General features: G+C 60.7%; 19 protein-coding genes. 7 read left to right on the top strand and 12 right to left on the bottom strand.

The window, feature by feature from the left end:
- The first annotated feature begins 97 nt into the window (after positions 1-97).
- From C8K61_RS10830 to C8K61_RS10820, 3 genes are all read left to right on the top strand, one after another.
- Entirely contained in the window at positions 98-373 is a 276-nt protein-coding gene (locus tag C8K61_RS10830; RefSeq protein WP_108096271.1) for a polyhydroxyalkanoic acid system family protein, read from the top strand.
- Positions 374-506: 133 nt separating this feature from the next.
- Positions 507-953 (top strand): phasin family protein, encoded by a 447-nt coding sequence (locus C8K61_RS10825; RefSeq protein WP_108096270.1) that lies wholly within the window; start codon positions 507-509, stop codon positions 951-953.
- Positions 954-963: 10 nt separating this feature from the next.
- On the top strand, positions 964-2022 hold the full coding sequence (locus C8K61_RS10820) for a phasin family protein (RefSeq protein ID WP_108096269.1): 1059 nt from the start codon (positions 964-966) through the stop codon (positions 2020-2022).
- Between the two features lie 60 nt (positions 2023-2082).
- Here the strand turns inward: C8K61_RS10820 and C8K61_RS10815 are convergent, their stop codons facing one another.
- The 11 genes from C8K61_RS10815 to C8K61_RS10765 form a co-directional block, all read right to left on the bottom strand.
- On the bottom strand, positions 2083-2697 hold the full coding sequence (locus C8K61_RS10815; RefSeq protein ID WP_108096268.1) for a TetR/AcrR family transcriptional regulator: 615 nt from the start codon (positions 2695-2697) through the stop codon (positions 2083-2085).
- A 77-nt stretch (positions 2698-2774) separates the two neighbouring features.
- Positions 2775-4460, bottom strand: a complete 1686-nt coding sequence (gene phaC, locus C8K61_RS10810) for a class II poly(R)-hydroxyalkanoic acid synthase (RefSeq protein ID WP_108096267.1) — start codon at positions 4458-4460, stop codon at positions 2775-2777.
- A gap of 195 nt (positions 4461-4655) precedes the next feature.
- Positions 4656-5519, bottom strand: a complete 864-nt coding sequence (phaZ, locus tag C8K61_RS10805; protein WP_108096266.1) for a poly(3-hydroxyalkanoate) depolymerase — start codon at positions 5517-5519, stop codon at positions 4656-4658.
- A gap of 261 nt (positions 5520-5780) precedes the next feature.
- Complete coding sequence (gene phaC / locus C8K61_RS10800) at positions 5781-7463, bottom strand: class II poly(R)-hydroxyalkanoic acid synthase (protein ID WP_108096265.1); 1683 nt, start codon at positions 7461-7463, stop codon at positions 5781-5783.
- A 271-nt stretch (positions 7464-7734) separates the two neighbouring features.
- A complete protein-coding gene (locus tag C8K61_RS10795; RefSeq protein ID WP_108096264.1) occupies positions 7735-8109 on the bottom strand; it encodes a gamma-butyrobetaine hydroxylase-like domain-containing protein in 375 nt (124 codons plus the stop codon).
- A gap of 87 nt (positions 8110-8196) precedes the next feature.
- Positions 8197-9537, bottom strand: a complete 1341-nt coding sequence (gene hslU / locus C8K61_RS10790; RefSeq protein ID WP_108096263.1) for an HslU--HslV peptidase ATPase subunit — start codon at positions 9535-9537, stop codon at positions 8197-8199.
- 14 nt (positions 9538-9551) lie between these two features.
- Positions 9552-10082 (bottom strand): ATP-dependent protease subunit HslV, encoded by a 531-nt coding sequence (gene hslV / locus C8K61_RS10785; RefSeq protein WP_108096262.1) that lies wholly within the window; start codon positions 10080-10082, stop codon positions 9552-9554.
- 180 nt (positions 10083-10262) lie between these two features.
- Positions 10263-11768 carry an N-acetylglucosamine-binding protein GbpA gene (gene gbpA, locus C8K61_RS10780; RefSeq protein WP_108096261.1) on the bottom strand — a complete coding sequence of 502 codons (1506 nt, stop codon included), beginning with the start codon at positions 11766-11768 and terminating at the stop codon, positions 10263-10265.
- 200 nt (positions 11769-11968) lie between these two features.
- Complete coding sequence (locus C8K61_RS10775) at positions 11969-12655, bottom strand: SPOR domain-containing protein (protein ID WP_108096260.1); 687 nt, start codon at positions 12653-12655, stop codon at positions 11969-11971.
- A gap of 1 nt (position 12656) precedes the next feature.
- Complete coding sequence (gene argS / locus C8K61_RS10770) at positions 12657-14396, bottom strand: arginine--tRNA ligase (protein ID WP_108096259.1); 1740 nt, start codon at positions 14394-14396, stop codon at positions 12657-12659.
- 118 nt (positions 14397-14514) lie between these two features.
- Positions 14515-16734, bottom strand: a complete 2220-nt coding sequence (locus C8K61_RS10765) for a primosomal protein N' (RefSeq protein ID WP_108096258.1) — start codon at positions 16732-16734, stop codon at positions 14515-14517.
- 159 nt (positions 16735-16893) lie between these two features.
- Between C8K61_RS10765 and rpmE the strand changes: the two genes are divergently transcribed.
- The 4 genes from rpmE to C8K61_RS10745 all read left to right on the top strand — a co-directional run bounded on the left by rpmE (position 16894) and on the right by C8K61_RS10745 (position 20739).
- The gene (gene rpmE, locus C8K61_RS10760) at positions 16894-17109 is read left to right on the top strand and encodes a 50S ribosomal protein L31 (protein ID WP_108096257.1); all 216 of its coding nucleotides are present in this window, start codon (positions 16894-16896) and stop codon (positions 17107-17109) included.
- 26 nt (positions 17110-17135) lie between these two features.
- The gene (locus C8K61_RS10755; protein ID WP_108096256.1) at positions 17136-17936 is read left to right on the top strand and encodes a thermonuclease family protein; all 801 of its coding nucleotides are present in this window, start codon (positions 17136-17138) and stop codon (positions 17934-17936) included.
- On the top strand, positions 17933-19369 hold the full coding sequence (locus tag C8K61_RS10750) for a M48 family metalloprotease (protein ID WP_108096255.1): 1437 nt from the start codon (positions 17933-17935) through the stop codon (positions 19367-19369). The genes C8K61_RS10755 and C8K61_RS10750 overlap by 4 nt, the downstream gene beginning before the upstream one ends.
- A gap of 101 nt (positions 19370-19470) precedes the next feature.
- Complete coding sequence (locus C8K61_RS10745; RefSeq protein WP_108096254.1) at positions 19471-20739, top strand: malic enzyme-like NAD(P)-binding protein; 1269 nt, start codon at positions 19471-19473, stop codon at positions 20737-20739.
- Positions 20740-20834: 95 nt separating this feature from the next.
- On the opposite strand, the gene C8K61_RS10740 is transcribed toward C8K61_RS10745, so the two are convergent.
- Positions 20835-23264: a penicillin-binding protein 1A gene (locus tag C8K61_RS10740; protein WP_371919986.1), complete on the bottom strand. Its 2430-nt coding sequence runs from the start codon at positions 23262-23264 to the stop codon at positions 20835-20837.
- Between the last annotated feature and the right edge of the window lie 168 nt (positions 23265-23432).

Here is a 23432-nt window from a genome sequence, read left to right as displayed (position 1 = left end):
TCTTGGCAACGCGTGTGCCTGGGGTCGCCGCTGCGCTGCCCATGGCGCTGTGCTCGCGTTATAGTCGCGCGACTTATGGTCGCAGGAGTCGCCAACTATGGCTCGCATTACCGTCGAACGTTCCCACACCCTTGGTCTGGATGGCGCCCGCGCCAAAGCTGAGGAGCTGGCCGAACGCCTGGCTGCCGAATATGCCGTGCGGTATCAGTGGAAGGGCGATGTGCTGGAGTTCAAGCGCAGTGGTGCCGACGGCACGATCAACGTCGCAAAAGACACGGTGCGTGTGGAATTGAGTTTGGGCCTGTTGTTGTCGGCCATGAGCGGCACGATCAAGCGCGAAATTGAAAAGGGCCTGGACGAGTCGTTGAGTTAACGCGGTCCCTTGCACAAAAAAACAGTTCGGCGCGGCCGCATACCTAGTATGTGAATTCTAATTTTCCCGGCTAGTTTGGCTGCAGGCCTGTAAGTAGCAGGCGTTTTTTCCTTCCTTTCTTGTGAGGTGCACCATGGCCAAAGTTGCCGCTAAAAAAGTCGTCGCCAAAACCGTAGAAGTCGAAGCCTCTCTGCTGACCGATGTTAAACACTACAGCCGGCAAATCTGGCTGGCCGGGTTGGGCGCGTATGCCAAAGCCGGTAAAGAAGGTCTGGGCTATGTAAAAGGCCTGGTCAGCGCTGGCGAAGGTATCGAACAGAAAGGTAAAAAGCTGGTCACAGTGCAAGTCGATGCGGCAAACAGCCAGCTCGACTCGGTTAAAAAAACTGTCAGCAGCAATGTCTCCAGCGTCAAAAGCAAAGTTGAAGTGCAGTTCGACAAAATCGAGAAACTCTTCGATCGTCGGGTGGCCAAAGCACTAAATCGTTTTGGTATCCCTTCGCGCCAGGATGTTGATGCGCTCTCTGCTAAGCTGGACGTGCTGAATGCGTTGGTTGCACGTGTCGCTAAGACTCAATAAGGAGAGCGGGATGGTTGCTAAAAAGAAAGTCGAAAAACAAAGCAGCTCGTGGATTGGCGAAGTTGAAAAATACTCTCGCCAAATCTGGCTGGCTGGGTTGGGCGCCTATTCGAAAATCAGCAAGGACGGCACCAAGCTGTTCGATACGCTGGTAACCGATGGCGAGAAAGCCGAGAAGCTGGCCAAGACCGAAGTCGAGAAACAAGTTGGCGCAGTTAAATCGACAGCTAAAACATCTGCACGGTCGGCGAAAGACAAAGTCGACGAAGTAAAAGGTCTGGCGCTCGGTAAGTGGGGCGAGCTCGAAGAGGCCTTTGATAAACGTCTGAACAGTGCCATTTCGCGTCTCGGTGTTCCGAGCCGCAATGAAGTGAAAGCGCTGAACAGCAAAGTGGATACCTTGACCAAACAGCTGGAAAAACTGACTGGCGTAAGTGCCAAGACAGTTGCCGCCAAACCAGCTCCCAAAGCGGCTGTTAAACCTGCTGCGAAAGCTGCAGCCAAACCAGCTGCAAAACCGGCCGCCAAGCCAGCCGCGAAAGCCGCTGCCAAACCGGCTGCAAAACCTGCGGCCAAAGCTGCTGTTAAAGCCGCTGCCAAACCAGCCAAAGCTGCAGCCAAGTCGGTGGCTAAACCACTGGCCAAAGCCGCGGCTAAACCCGCTGCCAAGCCTGCTGCTAAACCGGCTGCCAAAGCCGCTGCAAAACCTGCAGCCAAGCCCGCCGCCAAACCAGCCGCTAAACCTGCTGCTAAAGCCGCCGCCAAACCTGCTGCGAAACCTGCGGTGAAAGCTGCAGCCAAACCGGCGGCAAAACCTGCTGCCAAGCCAGCCGCCAAGCCAGCAGCGAAACCCGCTGCCGCTAAACCGGCTGCCAAACCTGCGGTGAAACCAGCCGCTAAACCCGCACCCAAGCCGGCCGCTGCCAAGCCTGCTGCACCGAAGCCGGCGGCCGCTGTTGCCAAACCGGCTGCACCAGCACCAGCACCGACCCCAGCGCCAACTGCTGCAGCGACCAATACACCGGTTGCTTCGCCCGTTCCGCCGGTGACGCCAAGCACGTCTTCCTGAGTGCGTGTGCGGTAAATGAAAAACCCGGTCGGATGACCGGGTTTTTTTATGTTTTCAGACTCAGGCCTCGAGGTATTTCTGCGCCAACAGTTCCGCCGCACCGCGTGAGTCTTCCTGCATGTGCGGGCTGACCAGCATCATCACTTGGAATACCACCAGGCGAATCTCGCCGAGGTTGCCTAGGATACGTTGGTAGTCGAGGGAGAACAGCAGGGTCAGGGTAATCTGTTCCACCAGCAGGCCCAGGGCCTGGGTGTTGCTGGTCACGTGACCTTCGGCTTTCAAGCCGGCGAGCAGGGCGGCGAGGGTGCGCTTCAGTGAGTTGAGCCACAGGCGAATGCCGCGCGCCAGCTTCGGCAGGCGGCCGGCAAGGTTGGAGAGGTCCTGGAACAGGAAGCGGTAGTGGGCCAGGCGCTCGACGATCAGGTGCAGGAACAGCCAGTAGTCTTCGACGTTCAGGCGCGCATCGGCCGGTGGGTCGAGCAGCGGAGCCATGTCGATTTCGAAGCGCTCGAACAGCTCCATCACCAGCGGCTCTTTGCCGTGGAAGTGGTAGTAGAGATTGCCCGGACTGATTTCCAGCTCGTTGGCGATTTCCAGGGTGGAGACGTTGGGTTCGCCCTGCTGATTGAATAACTGCAGGGCGCATTCAAGGATGCGGTCGCGGGTTTTCATCCATTCTTCTTATTGGTGTGACGGTCCATTGGCCGACGTTAACTGGCCAGGCGCCGCCTGGCCAGTGTTGTTGTGCATCACACCTCGTGAACGTACGTTCCCGGCGCCGCCTGCATCGGTGGATAGTTCTGGTTGCCGATGGCCAGCAGGGTTTCCTGCTGCTCACCGGAACGCGCCTGAATCCACTCCATCCACACCGGCCACCAACTGCCTGCGTGCTGTTTGGCGTCGTAGTACCAGGCGCGTGGGTCGGAGGTGAGCTTGCCGTTTTCGAAGAAGTTGGCTTTGGGGTTGCTCGGCGGGTTGAGGATGCTCTGGATGTGACCGCTGTTGGACAGCACGAAACGCCGCTCGCCGCCCAGCAGCAGGGTCGAGCGATAGACCACGTCCCAAGGCGTGATGTGGTCGTTGATGCCGGCCACGCTGAAACTGTCGACGTTGACCTTCTGCAAATCGATGGGCGTGCCACAGACTTCCAGCGCGCCGGGGCGGGTCAGCGGATTGTGTTTGAAGAAGTCCAGCAGGTCGCCATGGAAGGCAGCCGGCAGGCGGGTGTTGTCGTTGTTCCAGTAAAGGATGTCGAACGCCGGCGGTTGTTTGCCCAGTAGGTAGTTGTTGACCCAGTAATTCCAGATCAGGTCGTTTGGGCGCATCCAGGCGAATACGCGGGCCATGTCGCGGCCATCGAGTACGCCGTTCTGGTAGGAGCGGCGCTTGGCCGCTTCCAGGGTTTTTTCGTCGGCAAACAGCATGGCCGGGCTTTCGATCTGGCTGTCGAGCAGGCTCACCAGATAGCTGGCGCTGGAGACTTTGCGCAGTTGCCGTTTGGCTTGCAAATGCCCTTGCAGGGCGGCGATGGTCAGGCCGCCGGCGCAGGCGCCGATCAGGTTGACGTCCTTGCTGCCGGTGATCGCCCGCGCCACATCGGTGGCTGCTTCCAGCGCCTGCACGTAGCTCGACAGGCCCCATTCACGGTGCCGCGCATCGGGGTTGCGCCAGCTGACCATAAACACCTGCAGGCCGTTCTTCAGGCAGTACTGGACGAAGCTCTTGTCCGGACTGAGGTCAAAAATATAGAACTTGTTGATTTGCGGCGGCACGATCACCAAGGGTTTGGCGTACTGCTTTTCGCTCATCGGTTTGTACTGGATGAGCTCCAGCATCTCGTTGCGAAACACCACCGAACCCGGCGTGGTGGCCAGGTTGCGGCCGACTTCGAACGCGGTCTTGTTCACTTGCCGCGGCATGCCACTGTTGTGCAGCAGGTCATCGTAGAGGTGGCGCATGCCTTTGAAGATGCTGGTGCCGCCGCTGTTGAGCAGCTCTTTGATCGCCAGCGGGTTGAGCAGGCTGTTGGAGGGCGCTAGCGCATCACCGAGCAAGGTGGCTATAAACCGCGCGCGGGTGCGGTCATCGGCCGGCAGGTCGCTTTCTTCAATCCAGCGGTTGAGCTGCTGCTGCCAGGCGAGGTAGGCCTGCAGGCTGCGGCGGTAGAACGGGTTGAGTTGCCAGGTGGGGTCGGCAAAACGGGCGTCATTGGGGTTGGTCTTGTGCAACGTGTCGCCGATCAACACCCGGCCCAATTGGCCACCCAGGGCTAGCGCGTGCTTGGCGCTGTACACCGGGCGACGCAGGCCCTGTATCGCCAGGGTCCGCACGGTGCTGAGCACGTCGCGGCCGCGCAAACCCATCACCGCATTTTGTGCATTCATTTTACTGGCCGGTGAGGTGGTCACCGGGGTGGGCACAGATTTGTCTCGCATGGGGCAACACTCCGTCGTCAAACCAGCAAGGGACTCAACGTCAAATTGGTACAGAGCAAGGCTTGTACCAAGGCGCGCCGGAGGTGCATTCCAGACAACCGCGCAAAGAACAGCAGGTGGTTCGCCCGGCGCCCTATTGGGTCGGGTGGGCACTGTCCGAACTGAATCAGTGCGCACCGCCGGGTTGTAGTTGTTTCAGTGATCGCGAGCCGGCGAAGGTGTCGGCTGTGGGTGCATCACTGCACGTTGGCGTTCCTCTTGTAAAAATTTCATGATGATTGGCGCGACCGCTTCGGCCCGCGTAATCAGGAACAGGTGACCGTCGTCGATCACGTGCAGTTCCGAGTTGGGAATTCTCCAGGCTAGCAGACGCATGTTCACCAGGGGGATCAATGGGTCGTCATCACCGGCCAGCACCAAGGTCGGCTGGGTGATTTTGTGCAGCCAGAAAATGCTCGTCCAACCCATGCCGGCAAACAACTGCCAGTAGTAACCCAGTTTGCCCGAGGAACGTACTTTGCTCGCATGGGCCATGGCCAGGTTGGGATCGCGACGGAAGGCACCGCCATAAATATCCGGGGCGATTTTCACGCCGTAGGAAGGCTGCACATAACGCCGCGGGCTGGCCATACGCCAGAGTACTTTCGGTTTGCCCGGCACCATCACCGCACCGGCCGAAGTAGCGGCTAGTACCAGCTTCTTACAGCGCTCGGGGTAGTCATGGGCGAACTGCTGCGCCAGGGCACCGCCCCAGGACACGCCAATGGCGTTGACCTGGCCATAGTCGAGGTAATCGAGCATGCGCGCGGCGAGCTTGGCCAAGCCTGGAAAACGGTAGGGCTGGTTGGGCGTCGACGAGCCGCCGACTCCTGGCACATCGAAGGCGATCACTTCGAGGTCGGGGTCGAGGGCGGCAACAAAGGGGAAGACCAACTCCAGGTTGGCCCCGATGCCGTTGAAAATCAGCAACGGCGTCAGGTGCGGTTTGCCTGGACGGACCGCCGTGCGGATGGTTTGCCCATCAAGATCGATGGTGCGGAAAACAAATGGTAACGGCATGCGCTAGCCCTATGGGTGACCCTATGAAGCTCTGGCGGCGCCGTCCAGCGCACCTGTCCAGAATAACGAAGCGGGCGGTCCATGCTGGCTTCGTGACCACTGTCAGGGCCTTGTGGGCGCTGACAGCTGGCGGCACGTCCGGGTGCCGCGGGCAGTCTATGCAGTGAATCCTGTTGCCTGATGGTGGTGAACTATCGTCGGTCCAGGTTGCAGTTTGCGGCGCGCGCCCCAGGGTTCATGCGCCACAGCCTAATGCCCTACTCAGCGCTCATGCACATAGGTGCCTGGCGATGCTTCGCCTGCGGGGTAGTTTTTGTTGCCCAGAATTACCGGGGCCTTTTTCAGTTTCCCGGAACGCTCGGCGAGCCACTTCTGCCAGTGCAGCCACCAGGAGTCGGTGTGCTTGGTGGAGTCTTCCTGCCAGGATTTCGGGCAGTCCGGCAGTTCACCTTCGCTGGTCATGTAGCGTGCCTTGGGGTTGCCCGGCGGGTTGAGAATGCTCTGGATATGGCCGCTGCTGGACAGCACGAATTCGATTTTGCCGCCGAACAGACGCGCCGAGCGGTAGCAGGCTTCCCACGGGGTGATGTGGTCGTTGGTGCCGGCCAGGCTGAAGATATCGGCCGTCACCTTCTTCAGATCGATCGGTGTGCCACAGACTTCCAAGGCATCGGCGCGGGTCAGTGGGTTGGTCTTGAACAGCTCGATCAGGTCGCCGTGGAAGGCGGCCGGCAGGCGGGTGGTGTCGTTGTTCCAGTAGAGGATGTCGAACACCGGCGGCTCGTTGCCGAGCAGGTAGTTGTTGACCCAGTAGTTCCAGATCAGATCGTTGGGGCGCATCCAGGCAAACACCTTGGCCATGTCACTGCCCTCCAGCACACCGGCCTGGTAGGAGCGGCGCTTGGCGGCTTCCAGGGTCTGTTCGTTGACGAACAGCGCCACCTGGGTATCGAGCTTGGTGTCGAGGACGCTGACCAGTAGGGTCAGGGCGTTGACCTTCTTCTCGCCAATCGCTTGGTAGTGGCCGAGCAAGGCGGCGGTGGTAATGCCACCGGAGCAGGCGCCGAGCATGTTGACGTCTTTGCTGCCGGTGATGGCCAGGATCACGTCGATGGCTTCTTTCAGCGCGTCGATATAGGTCGACAGGCCCCACTCGCGTTGGGCCTTGGTTGGGTTGCGCCAACTGACGATAAAGGTCTGAATGCCGTTGCGCAGGCAGAAGCGCGCCAGGCTTTTTTCCTGCGACAGGTCGAACACGTAGAACTTGTTGATCTGCGGCGGCACCACCAGTAGCGGGCGTTCATGCACCTGTTCGGTGGTCGGCTTGTACTGGATCAGCTCCAGCAGGTTGTTGCGAAACACCACCGAGCCTTCACTCATGGCCAGGTTCTTGCCGACCTCGAAGGCGTCCATGTTCACCTGGCTGGGCATGCCGCCGTTGTTCACCAGGTCTTTGGCCAGATGGCCAAGGCCGTCGAGCAGGCTCTTGCCGCCGGTTTCGAAGAAGCGTTTGAGCGCAGCCGGGTTGGCCATGCTGTTGCTCGGCGCCATGGCTTCGGTGAGCAAGTTGATGACGAAGTGACCGCGGCTGATATCGGTCTCCGACAGGTTGCTGTGCTCGACCCAGCTGTGCAGTTCTTTGCGCCAGGCCAGGTAGCTTTGCAGGTAGCGCTTGTACAGAGGGTTCTGGCTCCAGGCCGGGTCGGCAAAACGTTTGTCGCCTACCTCGGACTCCAGGTCGGAGCTGCCGAGGACGACGTTCTTCAATTCGATGCCCAGGTGGGCTAAGTGCTTGGCACTGTGCAGCGGTTGTTTATAGGCCTGCGCGAGAATCATGCGGGCAGAAGCGAGAATGTCTTTCCCCCGAAGGCCAATAACGGGATTGAGCCCAAGGGTGTTATCCGAGGCCTGGCGTTGCAGGTCTTCATTATTTTTGTTGCTCATCAACGACGCTCCATTGTCCTGAGGCTGATACCGGCATGCTGCTGTGCGCGGACACAGGGCGTTAGCGCCTAGTACTGCTCGGGTTACCGGGGGCGGAGCTAGCTCCGCTTCATTCATTGCATCTGACACAGTCAAATGCACGGAACCTGCCAGGTAATTGGTTACCCGAGTTTCAGCGTTTGCGCAAGCAGGCCAGTCACTTGGCCAAGCGCAGCGGGGAGTATGCCGAGGGAGTTTAGAAAGTTCGCCCTAACCTGTCGGAAGGTTCGAGCTAGAGCATCAGCTTGACGACGGACTCGGCTGGATCGCGCGACTTTCCAGCGCGTGCGAGCTCCTGAAGATAATCCGCCCAGAGTTCTGCCTGACGTTGCGCCAGTTGCTCCAGGTAGTCCCAAGTGAACAATCCACTGTCATGCCCGTCGTCGAAGCACAACTTTAGTGCGTACTGACCGGCGGGTTCGATCTTGCTCAAGCCGACGCCCAGTTTGCCGAATTGCAGAATCGGTTTGCCGTGGCCCTGCACCTCGGCCGAAGGCGAATGCACGCGCAGGAACTCGGCGGGCAGCGTATAGCTTTCATCTGCGCCGTATTTCAGGGTGAGGGTTTTCGAGGCTTTGTGCAGCTCGATGGCCGATGGGATACGCATGGTGCTGCTCGCTCTGAAAATAGCTAAGCCCGATCGCTTTGCAGCGACCGGGCTCAGGGTGTCGGCTGGGCCTAAAGAATAAAACCTTTACAGAATATAGCGCGACAGGTCTTCGTCTTGCGCCAGCTCGCCGAGGTGGCTGTTCACGTAGTCGGCGTCGATGCGGATGGCTTGGCCATTCTGGCTGCCAGCCAGGTCACCGGCGCTGAACGACACTTCTTCGAGCAGGCGTTCGAGCAGGGTGTGCAAACGGCGCGCACCGATGTTCTCGGTCTTCTCGTTAACCTGCCAGGCGATCTCGGCCAGGCGCTTGATGCCGTCGGCGGCGAACTCGATGCTCAGCCCTTCGGTCAGCAGCAGCTCGCGGTATTGCTCGGTAAGCGAGGCGTGCGGCTCGGTGAGGATGCGTTCGAAATCGTTCGGGGTGAGCGCCTTGAGCTCGACGCGGATCGGCAGCCGGCCTTGCAGCTCGGGCACCAGGTCGCTGGGCTTGCTCAGGTGGAAGGCGCCGGAGGCAATGAACAGGATGTGGTCGGTTTTGACCATGCCCAACTTGGTGTTCACCGTGCAACCTTCGATCAGTGGCAGCAGGTCACGCTGAACGCCTTCACGGGACACATCGGCGCCGCCGACGTTGCCGCGCTTGGCCACTTTGTCGATCTCGTCGATAAACACGATGCCGTGCTGCTCGACCGCTTCCAGGGCCTGGGCCTTGAGTTCTTCTTCATTGACCAGGCGCGCGGCTTCTTCGTCGCGCACCAGTTTCAGCGCTTCCTTGACCTTGAGCTTGCGGGCTTTCTTCTTGCCCTTGCCCATGGTCGAGAACAGGTTCTGCAGCTGGTTGGTCATTTCCTCCATGCCGGGCGGGGCCATGATTTCCACGCCGCCGGGCGTGTCGGCCACCTCAATCTCGATGTCTTTGTCGTCCAGCTGGCCTTCACGCAGACGCTTGCGGAACAGCTGACGGGTGTTGGAATCGTTGCTCGGCGTCTGGTCTTCATTGAAGCCGACACGGGCCGGTGGCAGCAGGGCGTCGAGGATGCGCTCTTCGGCGGCGTCTTCGGCGCGGTGACGGACTTTCACCATCTCCTGCTCGCGGAGCATCTTGATCGCCGCATCGGCGAGGTCGCGGATGATCGATTCGACATCGCGGCCGACATAGCCGACCTCGGTGAATTTGGTCGCTTCCACTTTCAGGAAGGGGGCGTTGGCCAGCTTGGCCAGGCGCCGGGCGATTTCGGTTTTACCGACGCCGGTGGGGCCGATCATCAGGATGTTCTTCGGCGTCACTTCGGCACGCAGCTCGGCAGGCAGCTGCATGCGCCGCCAGCGGTTGCGCAGGGCGATGGCGACGGCACGTTTAGCTTCGTCCTGACCGATGATGTGGCGGCTCAGTTCGTGAACGATTTCGCGGGGAGTCATGGGCATGGAATGGTCGGGCCTCAGACAGCGAGGTCCAGCTCCTCGATAGTCAGGTTGTGATTGGTGAACACGCAGATATCGCCGGCGATACCCAGCGCAGTTTCGGCCACTTCGCGGGCGCCGAGTTCGGTATGCATCAGCAGGGCGCGGGCAGCGGCTTGGGCATAGGGGCCGCCAGAACCCATGGCGATCAGGCCGTCTTCGGGCTCAACCACGTCACCGTTGCCGGTGATGATCAGGGAGGCGTCCTTGTTGGCCACCGCCAACATGGCTTCCAGGCGGCTGAGGGAGCGGTCGGTACGCCATTCTTTGGCCAGCTCGACGGCGGCGCGCACCAGATGGCCCTGGTGTTTTTCCAACTGCCCTTCGAAGCGCTCGAAAAGGGTGAACGCATCGGCAGTGGCCCCGGCGAAACCGGCAATCACTTGGCCGTGGTACAGGCGGCGGACTTTTTTCGCGTTGCCTTTCATCACGGTATTGCCGAGGGAAACCTGGCCGTCGCCGCCCATGACGACTTTGCCGTGGCGACGAACTGAAACGATGGTGGTCAAGGGTGAGTCTCCACGCAGGGGGCGAAAGTGCCCTAGTGAAAACTCATATGGGGGAGGGGCTTGGGCATTTCAACCGGGGGCGACAAACGTACCGGGCCGATGTTTGCGTCAGTTTGTTTCCCAGGCCCGCAATGAAACGGCGAGGCACAGGCCTCGCCGTTTCCAGGTTGCCGCGAAGTATTACTGACGTGTCCAGGCCATCTGCCAGTGCGAGCCGGTGCCCGGTTCGTACTGAGTAGCGCTGCTGCTCCACTGCACACAGTAGCCGCTGTAGGGGAACGGCTTGCAGGCATAGGTGTTGCCATCGCGGGCCAATACCTTGGTGCCGGCTTTGTAGCTCTTCAGGCCATTGGGGAACACGAAGTCGTATTTACCGGCCTGGGCTTCGATCTCGAAACGATGGGTTTTCTGCAGGGGTTCGCCGGTTTCCGGTTTGGCCACTACCACCAGGTCGTAGGTGCCGCCAGCCGGTTTTTTCAGGGTGAGCATCATGTGTGGCGAACTGCTGCCTGGCTCGCTCTGCTGGTGAGCGATGCTTTCCCCTTTGGCATTGAATACGGTGGCGTTGACGGTGTACGGCCCGCCTTGGGTGAGGGCATTGAAGTGCAACTGGGTCATGCCGCCTTCGACCTTGTAGCTGGCTTGCAGACCATTGAGCTCCAGGCTGCCGACATTGCTCGGAGCTGTCTGCACTTTCTGGATTTCCACCCGCACCACGTCGCTACCGGTCTTGGTATACAGGCTGTTTTTACCGTAGTTGGGTACCACTTCATTGCTGCTGTTGAGCTCACCCATCGAGTAGCCGACGTTGGCCTTGGCCACCTTCTGCGCCAACAGGAATGGCCAGGTGTTGGCTTGTGCCTGCTCGTCCGTTTCGATAGTCAGCGAGGTTTGTCGGTTGCTTTGCTCGCCCTGGGCGGTAAATACCCGGGTCAGCACTTTGTCGCCGATTTTCAGCGGCTCCGGCACTACTGTCCCGATGCTCTTCCAGGTGCTGACCGGCGCGCCAGGCACTGTCGGATTGGCGGCGCCGCTGATGTTGACGTCGATCACCTGATAGAAGGTGGCGGCAGTATCGGCGATTTTCCAGGTGGCCAGGACCACGTGATAACCCGAGTGACCGGCTGGGATGTTGACGGTGTGGCTAGTGCTGCCGCCACTAGGCGGGCGGACGCCTTGGGCGTCTTGGTGCAGCAAGGGGACCAACTCGAAGGAGTCGCGGGTTAGTGGCTGGTTGGGGTTCCAGTCTTTCTTGGTGATATAGAACTGGTGGTAGGAAGTGGCGTGGCCGGCGGTGTAGCGCCAGGTGAAGGTATTGGCGCCGGGCTTGATCGGGTGTTTTGTCCAGCGAGTTGCAGATTGTTCGTTGAGCTGGCCGAAGCCCGACATGCCGCCTGCGGCGATAGTTTCATTGGCCGGGCCACATTGGGTGAAGTCTCCGGAGCAGTAGGCACCTTGGTAGTGGTGGTTGACCGAGGGGCCGTATTCGATGCTTTGCGGCTCATAGGCAACGATGCCGCAGTTGCTGTTGAGGTTGCCGGCTGTGGCGGTGCAGAGCACGGCGCGGGATTTTGGCTGTTCCACGTAACCGTGGGCGTAAGCCTGTTGGGTAGCAATGCTGACCAAGCCCATGGCGACCAGCAGGGGCAGGCGACGCAAGGGTAGGCGGGGGGAGGCGTGATGCATGGTAAACGACCTTTTCGTAGAGAGAGGGCGCTCGGGTTTGACTGGCTATCGACCGGCAGGCAGGCGTCTAGAAGGCTACGCCCGAGCAGCGGTCACTATCTCGTTGGGCAACGGGCTATTTATGTAGGAAGCGGCCTGGCGTCGATCGGTCGATTTTGATGGCGGTTGGCAAGGGCTCCCATTGCAGGAGCCCTGCCAGCTCAACGCCCTTGGCGTTGCTGCAGCAGCAGGTTGCTGAAGCCGCTGCCGGCCAGTTTTTTCTGCGCCGCAGTCAGTTGCTCGCGGTTACTGAACGGGCCGACCAGCACGCGGTACCAGGTTTCATCGCGGACCATGCCGGACTCCACTTGCACGTCCTGGCCGAGCAGGATGATCTGCGCGCGTACCTTGTCGGCGTCCTCTTGCTTGCGGAACGAACCGGCCTGCAAGAAGTATTGGGTAACCGCAGCTTTCACGGCAGTCGGCAGGGGCGGAGGCGTCTCACCTTTGAGCGCTGCTTCGGCACGCGCTGCATCCGCTTTGGCCAGCTCTGCCGGGGAGGCTGGCGGTGGCGTCTGCTCCGGCACGGCTTCGGGCGGCACGATCACTTCCGACTCGGGCAGCAAGGTGTAGAAGTCGTACTTGGGTTTTACCGGGCCGTTTGGCGTCGGCGCGGTGGTCGTGGTGGTGTTAACCGGGGCCTTGGGGGCGATGGCGGTCTTGGTTTTGTCGTCCGGCTTGTCGCGCTGGATTTCCTTGCGGCCAGGCTCAAGCTTCATCAGCAGCACGATAAACGCCCCAATCGCCAGGCCGCAGGCCAGCCAGATCCAGCCCGGTACCGGGCGTTTAGCGGGAGCTTGATAGCGGCTGGCGCCGCGCTTGGGTGCAGGTTTTTTCTTGGCCGCCAACTTACATGCGCTCCAGAGTTTCCAGACCCAGTAACTCCAGACCTTGCTTGAGGGTGCGCCCGGTCAGGGCAGCCAGGCGCAGGCGGCTTTGCTGGGTAGCCGGGTCCTCGGCGGCGAGGATCGGGCAGTGTTCGTAGAAGCTGGAGAACAGACCGGCCAGTTCATAGAGGTAGGTGCACAGCGTATGCGGCGTACCTTTTTCGGCAACGTTGGTCAGCACTTCGCCGAACTGCGCCAGCTTGGCCGCCAGGTCTTGTTCCTGTGCGGCGTCCAGGGCGATCTGGCCGTCGCGCTGGTCGTAACCCTCGCCCAGCTTGCGGAATACGCTGGCGACGCGGGTGTAGGCGTACAGCAGATAGGGCGCGGTGTTGCCTTCAAAGCTGAGCATTTGCTCGAAGTTGAAGCTGTAGTCGCTGGTGCGGTGCTTGCTCAGGTCGGCGTATTTCACCGAACCAATGCCGACTACGCGGGCGATAGTGCGCAGCTCGTCTTCAGCCAGCTCCGGGTTCTTGTCCTTGACCAGGGCATAGGCACGCTCTTGCGCCTCGTCCAGTAGGTCGATCAGCTTCACGGTGCCGCCGTCGCGGGTTTTGAATGGTTTGCCGTCGGCGCCGTTCATGGTGCCAAAACCCATGTGTTCGAGCTGCATGCCGGGGTGGACGAAACCGGCGCGGCGCGCCACTTCGAACACCTGCTGGAAATGCAGGGCCTGGCGCTGGTCAACGAAGTACAGCACGCGGTCGGCCTTCAACACCTGGCTGCGGTAGCGCATGGCGGCGAGATCGGTGGTGGCGTACAGATAACCGCCCCCCGCCTTTTGCACGATTACCGGCAGCGGGTTGCCTTCGGCATTCTTGAATTCGTCGAGGAACACGCACTGGGCGCCGTTGCTTTCCACCAGCAGGCCGGCACTTTTCAGGTCGGCGACCACATTGGCCAGGTCGTCGTTGTAGGCGCTTTCGCCTTTGACGTCGGCGGGGGTCAGCTTCACGTTCAGGCGGTCGTAGGCCTTCTGGCAGTGAGCCAGGGAAATCGCATTGAAGCGGTGCCACAGACGCATGCACTCAGGCTCGCCGGCTTGCAGCTGGACTACCAGCTCGCGGGCGCGGTCAGCGAACTCCGGTGACTCGTCGAAGCGCTGCTTGGCGGCGCGGTAAAAACCTTCAAGGTCGGAAAGTTGGGTTTCGCTGGTTTCCGGGTTTTCCTGTAGGTAGGCCAGCAACATGCCGAACTGGGTGCCCCAGTCGCCAACGTGGTTCTGACGGATCACCGTGTCGCCGAGAAACTCCAGCACCCGCGCTACGCCGTCACCAATGATGGTGGAACGCAGGTGGCCGACGTGCATCTCTTTGGCCAGGTTCGGCGAGGACAGGTCGACTACTACGCGCTGTGCCGGGCCGCTCTTTTTTACCGCGAGCTTGCTGTCGGCCAGGGCCAGCTCCAGGCGCTGGGCCAGGGCTTGGGTGTCTTGGTAGAAATTGAGGAAGCCGGGGCCGGCGATTTCCACTTTGCGGATCTGCGCATCGGCGGGCAGGGCAGCGATGAGTTTTTCCGCCAGGTCGCGCGGCTTCATGGCCGCCGGTTTGGCCAGCATCATGGCGATGTTGCTGGCGAAGTCACCGTGGGTTTTGTCCTTGGTGTTTTCGACCTGGATCACTGGCGTGAGCCCTTCAGGCAGTACACCGTCGCTGACGAGACGGGTGAGGGCTTGCTGGATCAGCTGGCGAATGGTGTCTTTCATGGTCTGCTCGTACGGCCATCGAGGCGCCGGGGCGCCAGGAAGCGGGTGAAAAGGGGGCCATTATCCGTGGCGATTGCGATGTTGCCAACCGCACGGTCCGGCCGTGGCGTGCTGACGGTCAGAACAGGTCTATCGGATCGACATCCAGCGACCAGCGTACTGCACGACCAGCGGGCATTTTTTCCAACGCCGCGGTCCAGTAGTTGAGCAGCTTGTGCAGGGGCGCGCGGGCATTGGCTTGCACCAGCAACTGCGCGCGATAACGGCCGGCACGGCGCTCCATCGGAGCGGGGACTGGGCCCAGTAGTTCAATGCCGCTGAGGTTCAGCTCGGTCAACAGGTGTTCGGCTTCGGTGCAGGCGTCGTCGAGAAAACCTTCGGCCTGGCCGGGCTTATGCGCTTCGGCACGCAGCAGGGCCAGGTGGCAGAACGGCGGCAGGCCTGCGGCACGGCGCTCGCTCAAGGCTTGCTCGGCGAAGGCGAAGTAGCCTTGTTCGGTGAGTTGCACCAGCAGTGGATGGTCGGCCAGGTGCGATTGGATGATCACTCGCCCCGGTTCTTCGGCCCGCCCGGCACGGCCGGCTACCTGCACGATCAATTGCGCCATGCGTTCGCTGGCGCGGAAGTCAGCGGAGAACAGGCCGCCGTCGGCATCCAGAATCGACACCAGGGTTACCCGCGGAAAGTGGTGCCCCTTGGCCAGCATCTGGGTGCCGATGAGGATGCATGGTTCGCCTTTATTAATGGTGGCGAACAGATTCTGCATGGCGTCCTTGCGCGAGGTGCTCTCGCGGTCGACCCGCAGTACCGGCACATCGGGGAACAGAATGGCCAGGCGGTCCTCGGCGCGCTCGGTGCCGGCGCCGACCGGGCGCAGGTCGACCTGGGCGCATTTCGGGCAGTTGCTCGGCTGGCGTTCGGCGTGGCCGCAGTGGTGACAACGCAGTTCTCGCGAGCGCTGGTGCACAGTCATGCGTGCATCACAACGTGGGCATTCGGACAGCCAGCCGCAGTCATGGCACAGCAGCGTCGGGGCAAAGCCGCGGCGGTTTAGGAACACCAGTACCTGCTGGCCGGCCGCCAGTGTTTGACCGATGGCTTGCTGCATGGGGCCGGAGATGCCGCTGTCCAGCGGCCGGCTTTTGATGTCCAGGCGCAGGAAACGTGGTTGCTGGGCGCCACCCGCGCGCTGGTTCAGGCGCAGCAAGCCATAACGACCGGAATAGGCGTTCTGCAGGCTTTCCAGCGACGGTGTGGCCGAGCCGAGAACGATCGGGATGTTTTCCTGGCGAGCGCGCACCAGCGCCAGATCGCGGGCGTGGTAACGCAGGCCTTCCTGCTGTTTATAGGAGGCGTCGTGCTCTTCGTCGATGATGATCAGGCCGGGGTTCTTCATCGGCGTGAACAGCGCGGAGCGGGTGCCGATGATGATGTCGGCCTCGCCGTCACGGGCGGCAAGCCAGGCGTCCAGGCGCTCGCGATCGTTGACTGCCGAATGCAGCAGGGCGATGCGCGCATTAAAGCGGCGCTCGAAGCGCGCCAGGGTTTGTGGGCCCAGGTTGATCTCGGGAATCAGCACCAGTGCCTGCTTGCCGGCTTCCAGGGTTTCGCGGATCAGTTGCAAATACACTTCGGTCTTGCCGCTGCCGGTCACCCCGGCCAGGAGGAAAGCGTTGAAGCTGTCGAGGCCGCTGCGAATAGCTTCGGTGGCGGTGCGTTGTTCCGGGTTGAGTGGCAGTTCCGGCTGTGCCAGCCAGTTGCCGTGGCGTTCGATGGTGGCGTGGCGACGGGCCTCGACGGTGACCAGGCCTTTTTCTCGCAGCAAATCCAGGCTGTCTTTATTCAGCTGCAGCTGGCTGAGCAAACGGTGGGCAACACCGTGCGGGTGTTGGCCGATGATCTTCAGGGCGTCGCGCTGGCGCGGGGCGCGGGCCAGCCGTGGATCGTCGAGGGAGGCGCCGTTCGCTACATGCCAGAAGCGCTCCTGTCGCGCTTCGGCCGGCTCGCCCTGGCGCAGCAGATTTGGCAGCGCCCAGCTGAAGGTGTCGCCGAGGCTGTGCTGGTAATACTGCGCGGTCCACAGACATAGCTTGAAGAACGCCGGCGGCACCGGTGATTGTGCGTCGAGCAGGGCGATGGCTGGCTTCAGTTTGTCGGCTGGCACGTCGCTGGTGTCGCTGACTTCCACCAGAATGCCGATGATCTCGCGTTTGCCGAACGGCACGCGCAGACGCATACCGGGCTGCAAGTCGCTGGCCGGCACTCCTTTGGGGGCCAGGTAGTCGAACAGGCGGCGCAGCGGGGAAGGCAGGGCGAGACGCAAAATTACCGGGGGCACGCGGGAAACGTCCTAGAGAGCGAGGCGCGATCTTAGCATGCGAGTGCCTGACGATCGGTCTTGCGTGCTTGCCCCACTCTGGTAAGATGCGCGGCCTAATTCCGTGCGGTACTCGACAATAGTGTCGGGTGGCGGCGCGATAGCCCTGAGGAATACACCATGAAAGCTGATATCCATCCAGTATACGAAGCCGTAACCGCTACCTGCAGCTGCGGTAACGTGATCCAGACTCGCTCCACCCTGGCCAAGCCTCTGAGCCTGGACGTGTGCAACGAGTGCCACCCGTTCTACACCGGCAAGCAGAAAGTGCTGGACGTTGGCGGCCGTGTTGATCGCTTCAAGCAGCGTTTCGGTGTGTTCGGCTCCAAGGCCTAATTGGCTTTGTGGCTGCGGAGGGCCTGATGGGCTTTTCGCTGCTGTTGAAAAAGGCGTCCCTTGTGGGCGCCTTTTTTGTGTCTGCGATTTGTGTCAGTCCGGTCTGGGCGTTCTGTCCGACGCCGGTCAGATTGCCCGTGGTTGGTGTGAAGCAGGTGGTGGATGGCGACACCTTGCGGTTGGATGATGGCCGCAGCGTGCGGCTGATCGGTATCAATGCGCCGGAAGTGGCGCATAAGGGGCGGCCGGCACAGCCGTTCGCCGAGCAAGCCAAGCGGCGTTTGCAGGCGTTGGTGGCGGCAAGCTCCGGGCAGGTGGCCGTGCAAGTCGGCCGGCAGAGCAAGGATCATTACGGCCGCACGCTGGCGCATGTCTATGCTGTTCAGGGGCAGAATCTTGAAGCGCAATTGCTCGCCGAAGGCTTGGGCTTTCAGGTGGCGATTGCGCCCAATGTCGCTTTGCTGACATGCCAGCAGGCGGCAGAACGGGATGCGCGTGCATCGCGATTGGGCGTATGGCGCGAGTCGCCGCTGCGCACGGCGGCACAACTCAACGACAGTGGCTTCGCATTGGTGCAGGGACGGGTCATGAAGGTCGAGCAGAATCGTGGTGGGCTCTGGTTGCAACTGGACGGCCCGCTGGTGTTGCGAGTGGCGAGCAAGGCCTTGCCGGCGTTTGATCAACAGGCGTTGCGTGCCTTGCGTGGGCGCACTGTCGAAGCCCGCGGTTGGGTGATTGATCGCGCCCGCCGTGGCCAGCAGCAGAGCGGCCAGGCGCGCTGGATGTTGCCGCTCAGCCATCCCGCCATGCTCGAGGTGCAGCCATGAGTTCGCGGCTGTTGTGTCTGCTGGCGATACTGATGGCGCTGCAAGGTTGCGCGCAAAACCCGGCCACCGGCGAAAGCAATTTCGTGATGATGAGCGAGCGCCAGGAGCTGGAGCTCGGCCGCAACTACAGCCAGGAAATCGCCAAGCAATATCCCCGTTACCCTGACGAAAAACTTCAGGCCTATGTGCAGCAAGTCGGTGAGCGCGTGGCCAAGCACAGCCATCGCAGCAACCTGACCTATCACTTCACCGTGATCGACAGCCCGGACATCAATGCCTTTGCCTTGCCAGGCGGCTACATCTATATCCATCGCGGCCTGCTCGTCTATCTAAGCTCGGAGGCGGAACTGGCGGCGGTGCTTGGCCATGAGGTCGGGCACGTCACTGCGCGCCATAGCGTGCAGCAACAGAGCCAGTCGCAGGCGTGGGGCATTCTGGGGCAGGCCGTGGCCATCGGCACGGGTGTCGGTGCGGCAGGCGATGTCACCAGCGCGCTGGGCTCTGCCTTTGTGCGCGGTTATGGTCGTGACATGGAATTGCAGGCCGACGGTTTGGGTGCCGAGTACCTGGCGCGTGCCGGTTACGACCCGCAAGCCATGATCGAAGTGGTCGAGGTGCTGAAAAGTCAGGACGACTTTGCCCGCGACGAAGCCAGCAAAGCTGGCAAGCCCGAGCCGACCTCCAGCTACCACGGTGTGTTTGATACCCACCCTGGCAATGACCAGCGCCTGCAGCAGGTGGTCGGCCCGGCCCGGGCGTTGGCGACCGGCCAGCAAGAGGTCGGTCGTGATGTGTTTATGCAGCACCTCGATGGCCTGCCCTATGGTGACTCGGAGTCCACCGGTATTCGCCGCGGCCAGCAGTTCTATCACGCCGAGCTGGACTTCACGTTCAGCGCGCCCTCTGGATGGGAGCTGCTTAACCGCCCGGATGCGGTGATCGCTCACACGCCGGGTCAGGGCGCGCTGGTCGCCGTGGTGTTGGAGAAGGTAAAGCCTGGACAAACGCCACAGCAGTTCATTCGCGCCAAAGTGTCCGGGCGGCTTGCCGACGAGCGTGAGCTTCAGCAGGCCGGGTTGTCGGGTTACACCGCTGTTGTTCCTGGGCGCCCGGCCAAGCGCGTGGCGGTGATCTATAAAGGCGACGCGGCGTATGTCTTTATCGCGATGGTCAAACCCCCGGCGTCGCTGGAAAGTGAAGACGAAAATTTCCTCAAAGTGATCAATAGTTTTCGACCTCTGAGGGCCGAGGAGCGTAAGCTAGCGCAACCTCTCCGGCTGCAACTGGTGCGTGCCACAAGCGCGCAAACCATGACCAAGCTAGCTCAGGGCAGTACGCTGCCCGGTGACGCCGAGTCCCGTCTGCGCCTACTCAATCATCTATATCCAAGCGGCGAGCCCCGTCCCGGGGATTGGCTTAAAGTCGTACGCTAGAGCCCTTGACAGACCTGACTGATCAGTCTTGTTCGAGTCCGGCACTTTGCGTATCCTCGCTGCCTGTCTGTTTAACAGCATAAAAAAGCGGAAATGCCACCATGTCTGATTTGAAAACTGCCGCTCTCGAATACCACGCTCATCCTCGTCCGGGGAAGCTGAGTGTCGAGCTGACCAAACCAACTTCCACCGCGCGTGACCTGTCCCTGGCCTATAGCCCGGGCGTGGCCGAGCCGGTACGCGAAATCGCCCGCGACCCCGAGCTGGCGTACAAATACACCGGCAAAGGCAACCTGGTTGCAGTGATTTCCGACGGTACCGCCATCCTTGGTCTGGGCGACCTCGGCCCACTGGCTTCGAAGCCGGTCATGGAAGGCAAGGGTGTGCTGTTCAAGCGCTTCGCCGGTATTGACGTGTTCGACATCGAAGTCGATTCGGAAAGCCCGCAAGCCTTCATCGACACCGTAAAACGTATCTCCATCACCTTTGGTGGGATCAACCTGGAAGACATCAAGGCGCCTGAGTGCTTTGAGATCGAGCGCGCGCTGATCGAGCAATGCGACATTCCGGTGTTCCACGATGACCAGCACGGCACGGCCATCGTGACTGCTGCCGGCATGCTCAATGCCCTGGAAATCGTTGGCAAAACCTTGGCTGACGCCAAGATCGTCTGCCTGGGTGCCGGCGCTGCCGCCATCTCCTGCATGAAGTTGCTGGTGAGCATGGGCGCGAAGATCGAAAACATCTTCATGGTTGACCGCAAAGGCGTGATCCACGCTGGTCGCGATGACCTCAACCAGTACAAAGCCGTGTTCGCCCACGAAACCGACAAGCGTTCGCTGGCGGATGCTCTGGACGGTGCTGATGTGTTTGTCGGCCTGTCGGGTGCCAACCTGCTGACCGCGGAAAACCTGCAGCGTATGGCGGCTGATCCAATCGTATTCGCCTGCTCTAACCCAGACCCGGAAATCTCTCCGGAGCTGGCGCACGCTACCCGTAGCGACGTGATCATGGCCACCGGTCGCTCGGACTATCCGAACCAGGTCAACAACGTGCTCGGCTTCCCCTTCATCTTCCGCGGTGCGCTGGACGTTCGCGCAACTCGCATCAATGAAGAGATGAAGATCGCCGCTGCTGTCGCCCTGCGCGAACTGGCCAAGCTGCCGGTGCCCAAAGAAGTCTGTGATGCCTACGGTGGTGTCGAGCTGTCGTTCGGCCGCCAGTACATCATTCCGAAGCCAATGGATGCGCGTCTGATCACTGTGGTGGCGGATGCTGTGGCCAAGGCTGCGATTGAAAGCGGTGTGGCGACCCTGCCGTATCCGAAGCATTACCCGCTGACTTCCGTGGAAGATGTGTTTAACGGTTAAGTTGGACGGTTAATAAAAAAGCCCCGCTACTGCGGGGCTTTTTATTGGGTTCGATTTGGCTTGGTTGGATAAATATCCGCCCTGCGCAAAGTTGGTCAGAACAGATCGATAGGTGCCGCGTCGTCAGCCGGCAGCGGGCTGCCTGGGGCGCTGGAGCCGGGGTCGAGTTCGTTCATCGGCGGTGGAGAGTCTTCGTTCTTGAACACTTCGAAGTAGGCGTTTGGCGTGCCTGGGGTGGCTGCGCGGCCACTTACCGGGTCGATGCGCAAGGTCAGGAGGCCGGGCGGCTCGGGCAGCATGTGCGCCGGTTTGTCCTTCAGTGCCGCACTCATGTAGCTCATCCAGATTGGGAGTGCGACGGTACCGCCGAACTCGTGGCTGCCAAGGCTTTCCGGCTGGTCGAAGCCGGTCCAGACAGTGGTCATGTAGTCAGCGTTGAAGCCGGAGAACCAGCTGTCTTTTGACTCGTTAGTGGTACCGGTCTTGCCGGCAAGATCACTGCGACCCATGGCCAGCGCACGGCGGCCGGTGCCGCGCTTGATCACGTCCTGCAGCATGCTGGTGAGGATGTAGGTGGTACGGGCGTCGACGATGCGCTCGGCAACTGCTGGGGCCGGTGCGCTGCTGGTCGGTGCCGGAATGTTTTCGGCAATGGCAGCGGGGTCGACGACGGTGCTGGGTTGGTCTTCATTCTCGCCGGGTGCGCTTGGCGGGTTGGCGACGTACAGAGCTTCACCATTGCGACTGTGGATGCTCTGGATCAGGTACGGCTGCACCTTGTAGCCTCCGTTGGCAAAGGTGCTCCAGCCGCCGGCGATCTCCACAGGCGTCAGGTTGGCGGTACCGAGGGCCATGGACAGATTGCGCGGCAAGTCCTGTTTGTTGAAACCGAAACGGCTGACGTAGTCGAGGGCATATTCAATGCCTATGGCTTGCAGCAGGCGGATCGAAACCAGGTTGCGCGACTTGTACAGCGCCTCACGCAAGCGGATCGGGCCGAGGAAAGTATTGGTGTCGTTCTTCGGGCGCCAGACTTGGTCGAGGTACTCATCAACGAAAACAATCGGTGCATCGTTCACCAGCGTGGCAGCGGTATAGCCCTTATCCAGTGCAGCGCTATAGATGAAGGGTTTGAAGCTGGAGCCTGGTTGGCGTTTGGCTTGGGTGGCGCGGTTGTAATTGCTTTGTTCAAACGAGAAGCCGCCGACCAGGGCGCGGATGGCGCCGTTTTTCGGGTCGAGGGAAACCAGTGCGCCTTGGGCGGCTGGGATCTGGCTGAACGCGAGATTGCCATCTGCCTGACGCAGCACGCGAATCAGGTCGCCAACCTGTACGACGTCATCCGGCTTTTGTGGGCGCGGGCCGAGGCTGTTGGTGTTCAGGAAGGGGCGCGCCCACTTCATGCTGTCCCAGCTGACGGCTTCTTCCTGGCTGCCGCGGGTCAGCACCATGATGCCGCTCTTCAATACCTGGGTGACGATGGCCGGCTCGATGCCGTTCTGGGTCTTCTGCTTGCTTAGCTCGGTTTGCCACGCTTCACGGGTCATGCCGGGTAGGCGGGTTTCCGGGCCGCGGTAGCCGTGGCGCTGGTCATAGCTGATCAGGCCGCTTCGCACAGCTTCGTTGGCCGCTTCCTGAAGATTGCTCGGAACGGTGGTGGTGACATGGAAGCCCTCGGTGTACGCCTCGCTGCCGTAACGGCCGACCATTTCGGCGCGAGCCATCTCGGCAATATAAGGTGCCTGCACTTCGGGGGTGGGAACGTGGTAGCTGGCGTCGATAGGCTCGGCCAGCGCAGTCTGGTATTGGCCTTGATCAATTTTGCCGAGCTTGAACATGCGGCCCAGGATCCAGTCGCGACGCTCTTTGCTGCGTTGCGGATTGACCAACGGATTGAAGCGCGATGGGGCTTTTGGCAAGCCGGCGATCATCGCCATCTGGCCCAGGCTCAAATCGTGCATAGGTTTGCCGTAGTAAACCTGCGCCGCCGCTTCGATACCGTAAGCACGGTTACCGAGGTAAATCTTGTTGACGTACAACTCAAGAATTTCGTCTTTGCTCAGCTCACGCTCAATTTGTAATGCCAACAGGATTTCATTGATCTTGCGGGAGAAGCTGCGCTCGTTAGTGAGGAAGAAGTTCTTCGCCACCTGCATAGTGATGGTGCTACCGCCGGATTGGATTTGCCCGCCGCTTTTTAATAATTGCGTGGCAGCGCGCATCAGGCTGCTGAGGTCGACGCCATAATGATTGGCAAAATTATCGTCTTCGGCGGAAAGCAGCGCTTTGATGAAGTTCGGCGGGATGTCGGCAAAGCGGATAGGCGTACGGCGCATTTCACCGAATTCGGCAATCAGCTTGGCATCGCTGCTGTAGACGCGCAGTGGGATCTGCAACTGGATGCGGCGCAGCGAGTCCACGGAGGGCAAAGCCGGGCTAAGGTACAGATAAGCGCCGGATAGACTGAGCAACAGTCCACAAAAAACGGCTACGCAGGACCACCAGAAGAACTTCAGCAGGCGCATCAAAATGTTTGGATTTCCAGATAAAAGAAAGAGTTAAGCGTAGGGCAATGTCGAAAGGGAAAAACTGTTCACATTATAAGCGCTTTTTTTGCTGGGTAGCCATTTGCGCTTATGTCAAGACTGTTATTTAATGTGAAAAAACATAAATAGTCCGTAAGTCGCGGATGC

The organism is Pseudomonas sp. GV071, from assembly GCF_003050835.1.
Taxonomy (GTDB): domain Bacteria; phylum Pseudomonadota; class Gammaproteobacteria; order Pseudomonadales; family Pseudomonadaceae; genus Aquipseudomonas.
Note: the sequence above shows the minus strand (reverse complement) of the source record. Positions and strands in the feature narration are given on the sequence as shown.

Bases quoted from the DNA above. Each gene is read 5' to 3' on its own strand.
- C8K61_RS10755 (WP_108096256.1), top strand. From the start codon at position 17,136: ATGGGCTTTTCGCTGCTGTTGAAAAAGGCGTCCCTTGTGGGCGCCTTT.
- hslU (WP_108096263.1), bottom strand. From the start codon at position 9,537: ATGCCCATGACTCCCCGCGAAATCGTTCACGAACTGAGCCGCCACATC.
- rpmE (WP_108096257.1), top strand. From the start codon at position 16,894: ATGAAAGCTGATATCCATCCAGTATACGAAGCCGTAACCGCTACCTGC.
- C8K61_RS10830 (WP_108096271.1), top strand. From the start codon at position 98: ATGGCTCGCATTACCGTCGAACGTTCCCACACCCTTGGTCTGGATGGC.
- phaC (WP_108096267.1), bottom strand. From the start codon at position 4,460: ATGCGAGACAAATCTGTGCCCACCCCGGTGACCACCTCACCGGCCAGT.
- C8K61_RS10745 (WP_108096254.1), top strand. From the start codon at position 19,471: ATGTCTGATTTGAAAACTGCCGCTCTCGAATACCACGCTCATCCTCGT.
- C8K61_RS10815 (WP_108096268.1), bottom strand. From the start codon at position 2,697: ATGAAAACCCGCGACCGCATCCTTGAATGCGCCCTGCAGTTATTCAAT.
- C8K61_RS10750 (WP_108096255.1), top strand. From the start codon at position 17,933: ATGAGTTCGCGGCTGTTGTGTCTGCTGGCGATACTGATGGCGCTGCAA.
- C8K61_RS10740 (WP_371919986.1), bottom strand. From the start codon at position 23,264: ATGCGCCTGCTGAAGTTCTTCTGGTGGTCCTGCGTAGCCGTTTTTTGT.
- phaC (WP_108096265.1), bottom strand. From the start codon at position 7,463: ATGAGCAACAAAAATAATGAAGACCTGCAACGCCAGGCCTCGGATAAC.
- C8K61_RS10825 (WP_108096270.1), top strand. From the start codon at position 507: ATGGCCAAAGTTGCCGCTAAAAAAGTCGTCGCCAAAACCGTAGAAGTC.
- gbpA (WP_108096261.1), bottom strand. From the start codon at position 11,768: ATGCATCACGCCTCCCCCCGCCTACCCTTGCGTCGCCTGCCCCTGCTG.
- C8K61_RS10820 (WP_108096269.1), top strand. From the start codon at position 964: ATGGTTGCTAAAAAGAAAGTCGAAAAACAAAGCAGCTCGTGGATTGGC.
- C8K61_RS10795 (WP_108096264.1), bottom strand. From the start codon at position 8,109: ATGCGTATCCCATCGGCCATCGAGCTGCACAAAGCCTCGAAAACCCTC.
- argS (WP_108096259.1), bottom strand. From the start codon at position 14,396: ATGAAAGACACCATTCGCCAGCTGATCCAGCAAGCCCTCACCCGTCTC.
- phaZ (WP_108096266.1), bottom strand. From the start codon at position 5,519: ATGCCGTTACCATTTGTTTTCCGCACCATCGATCTTGATGGGCAAACC.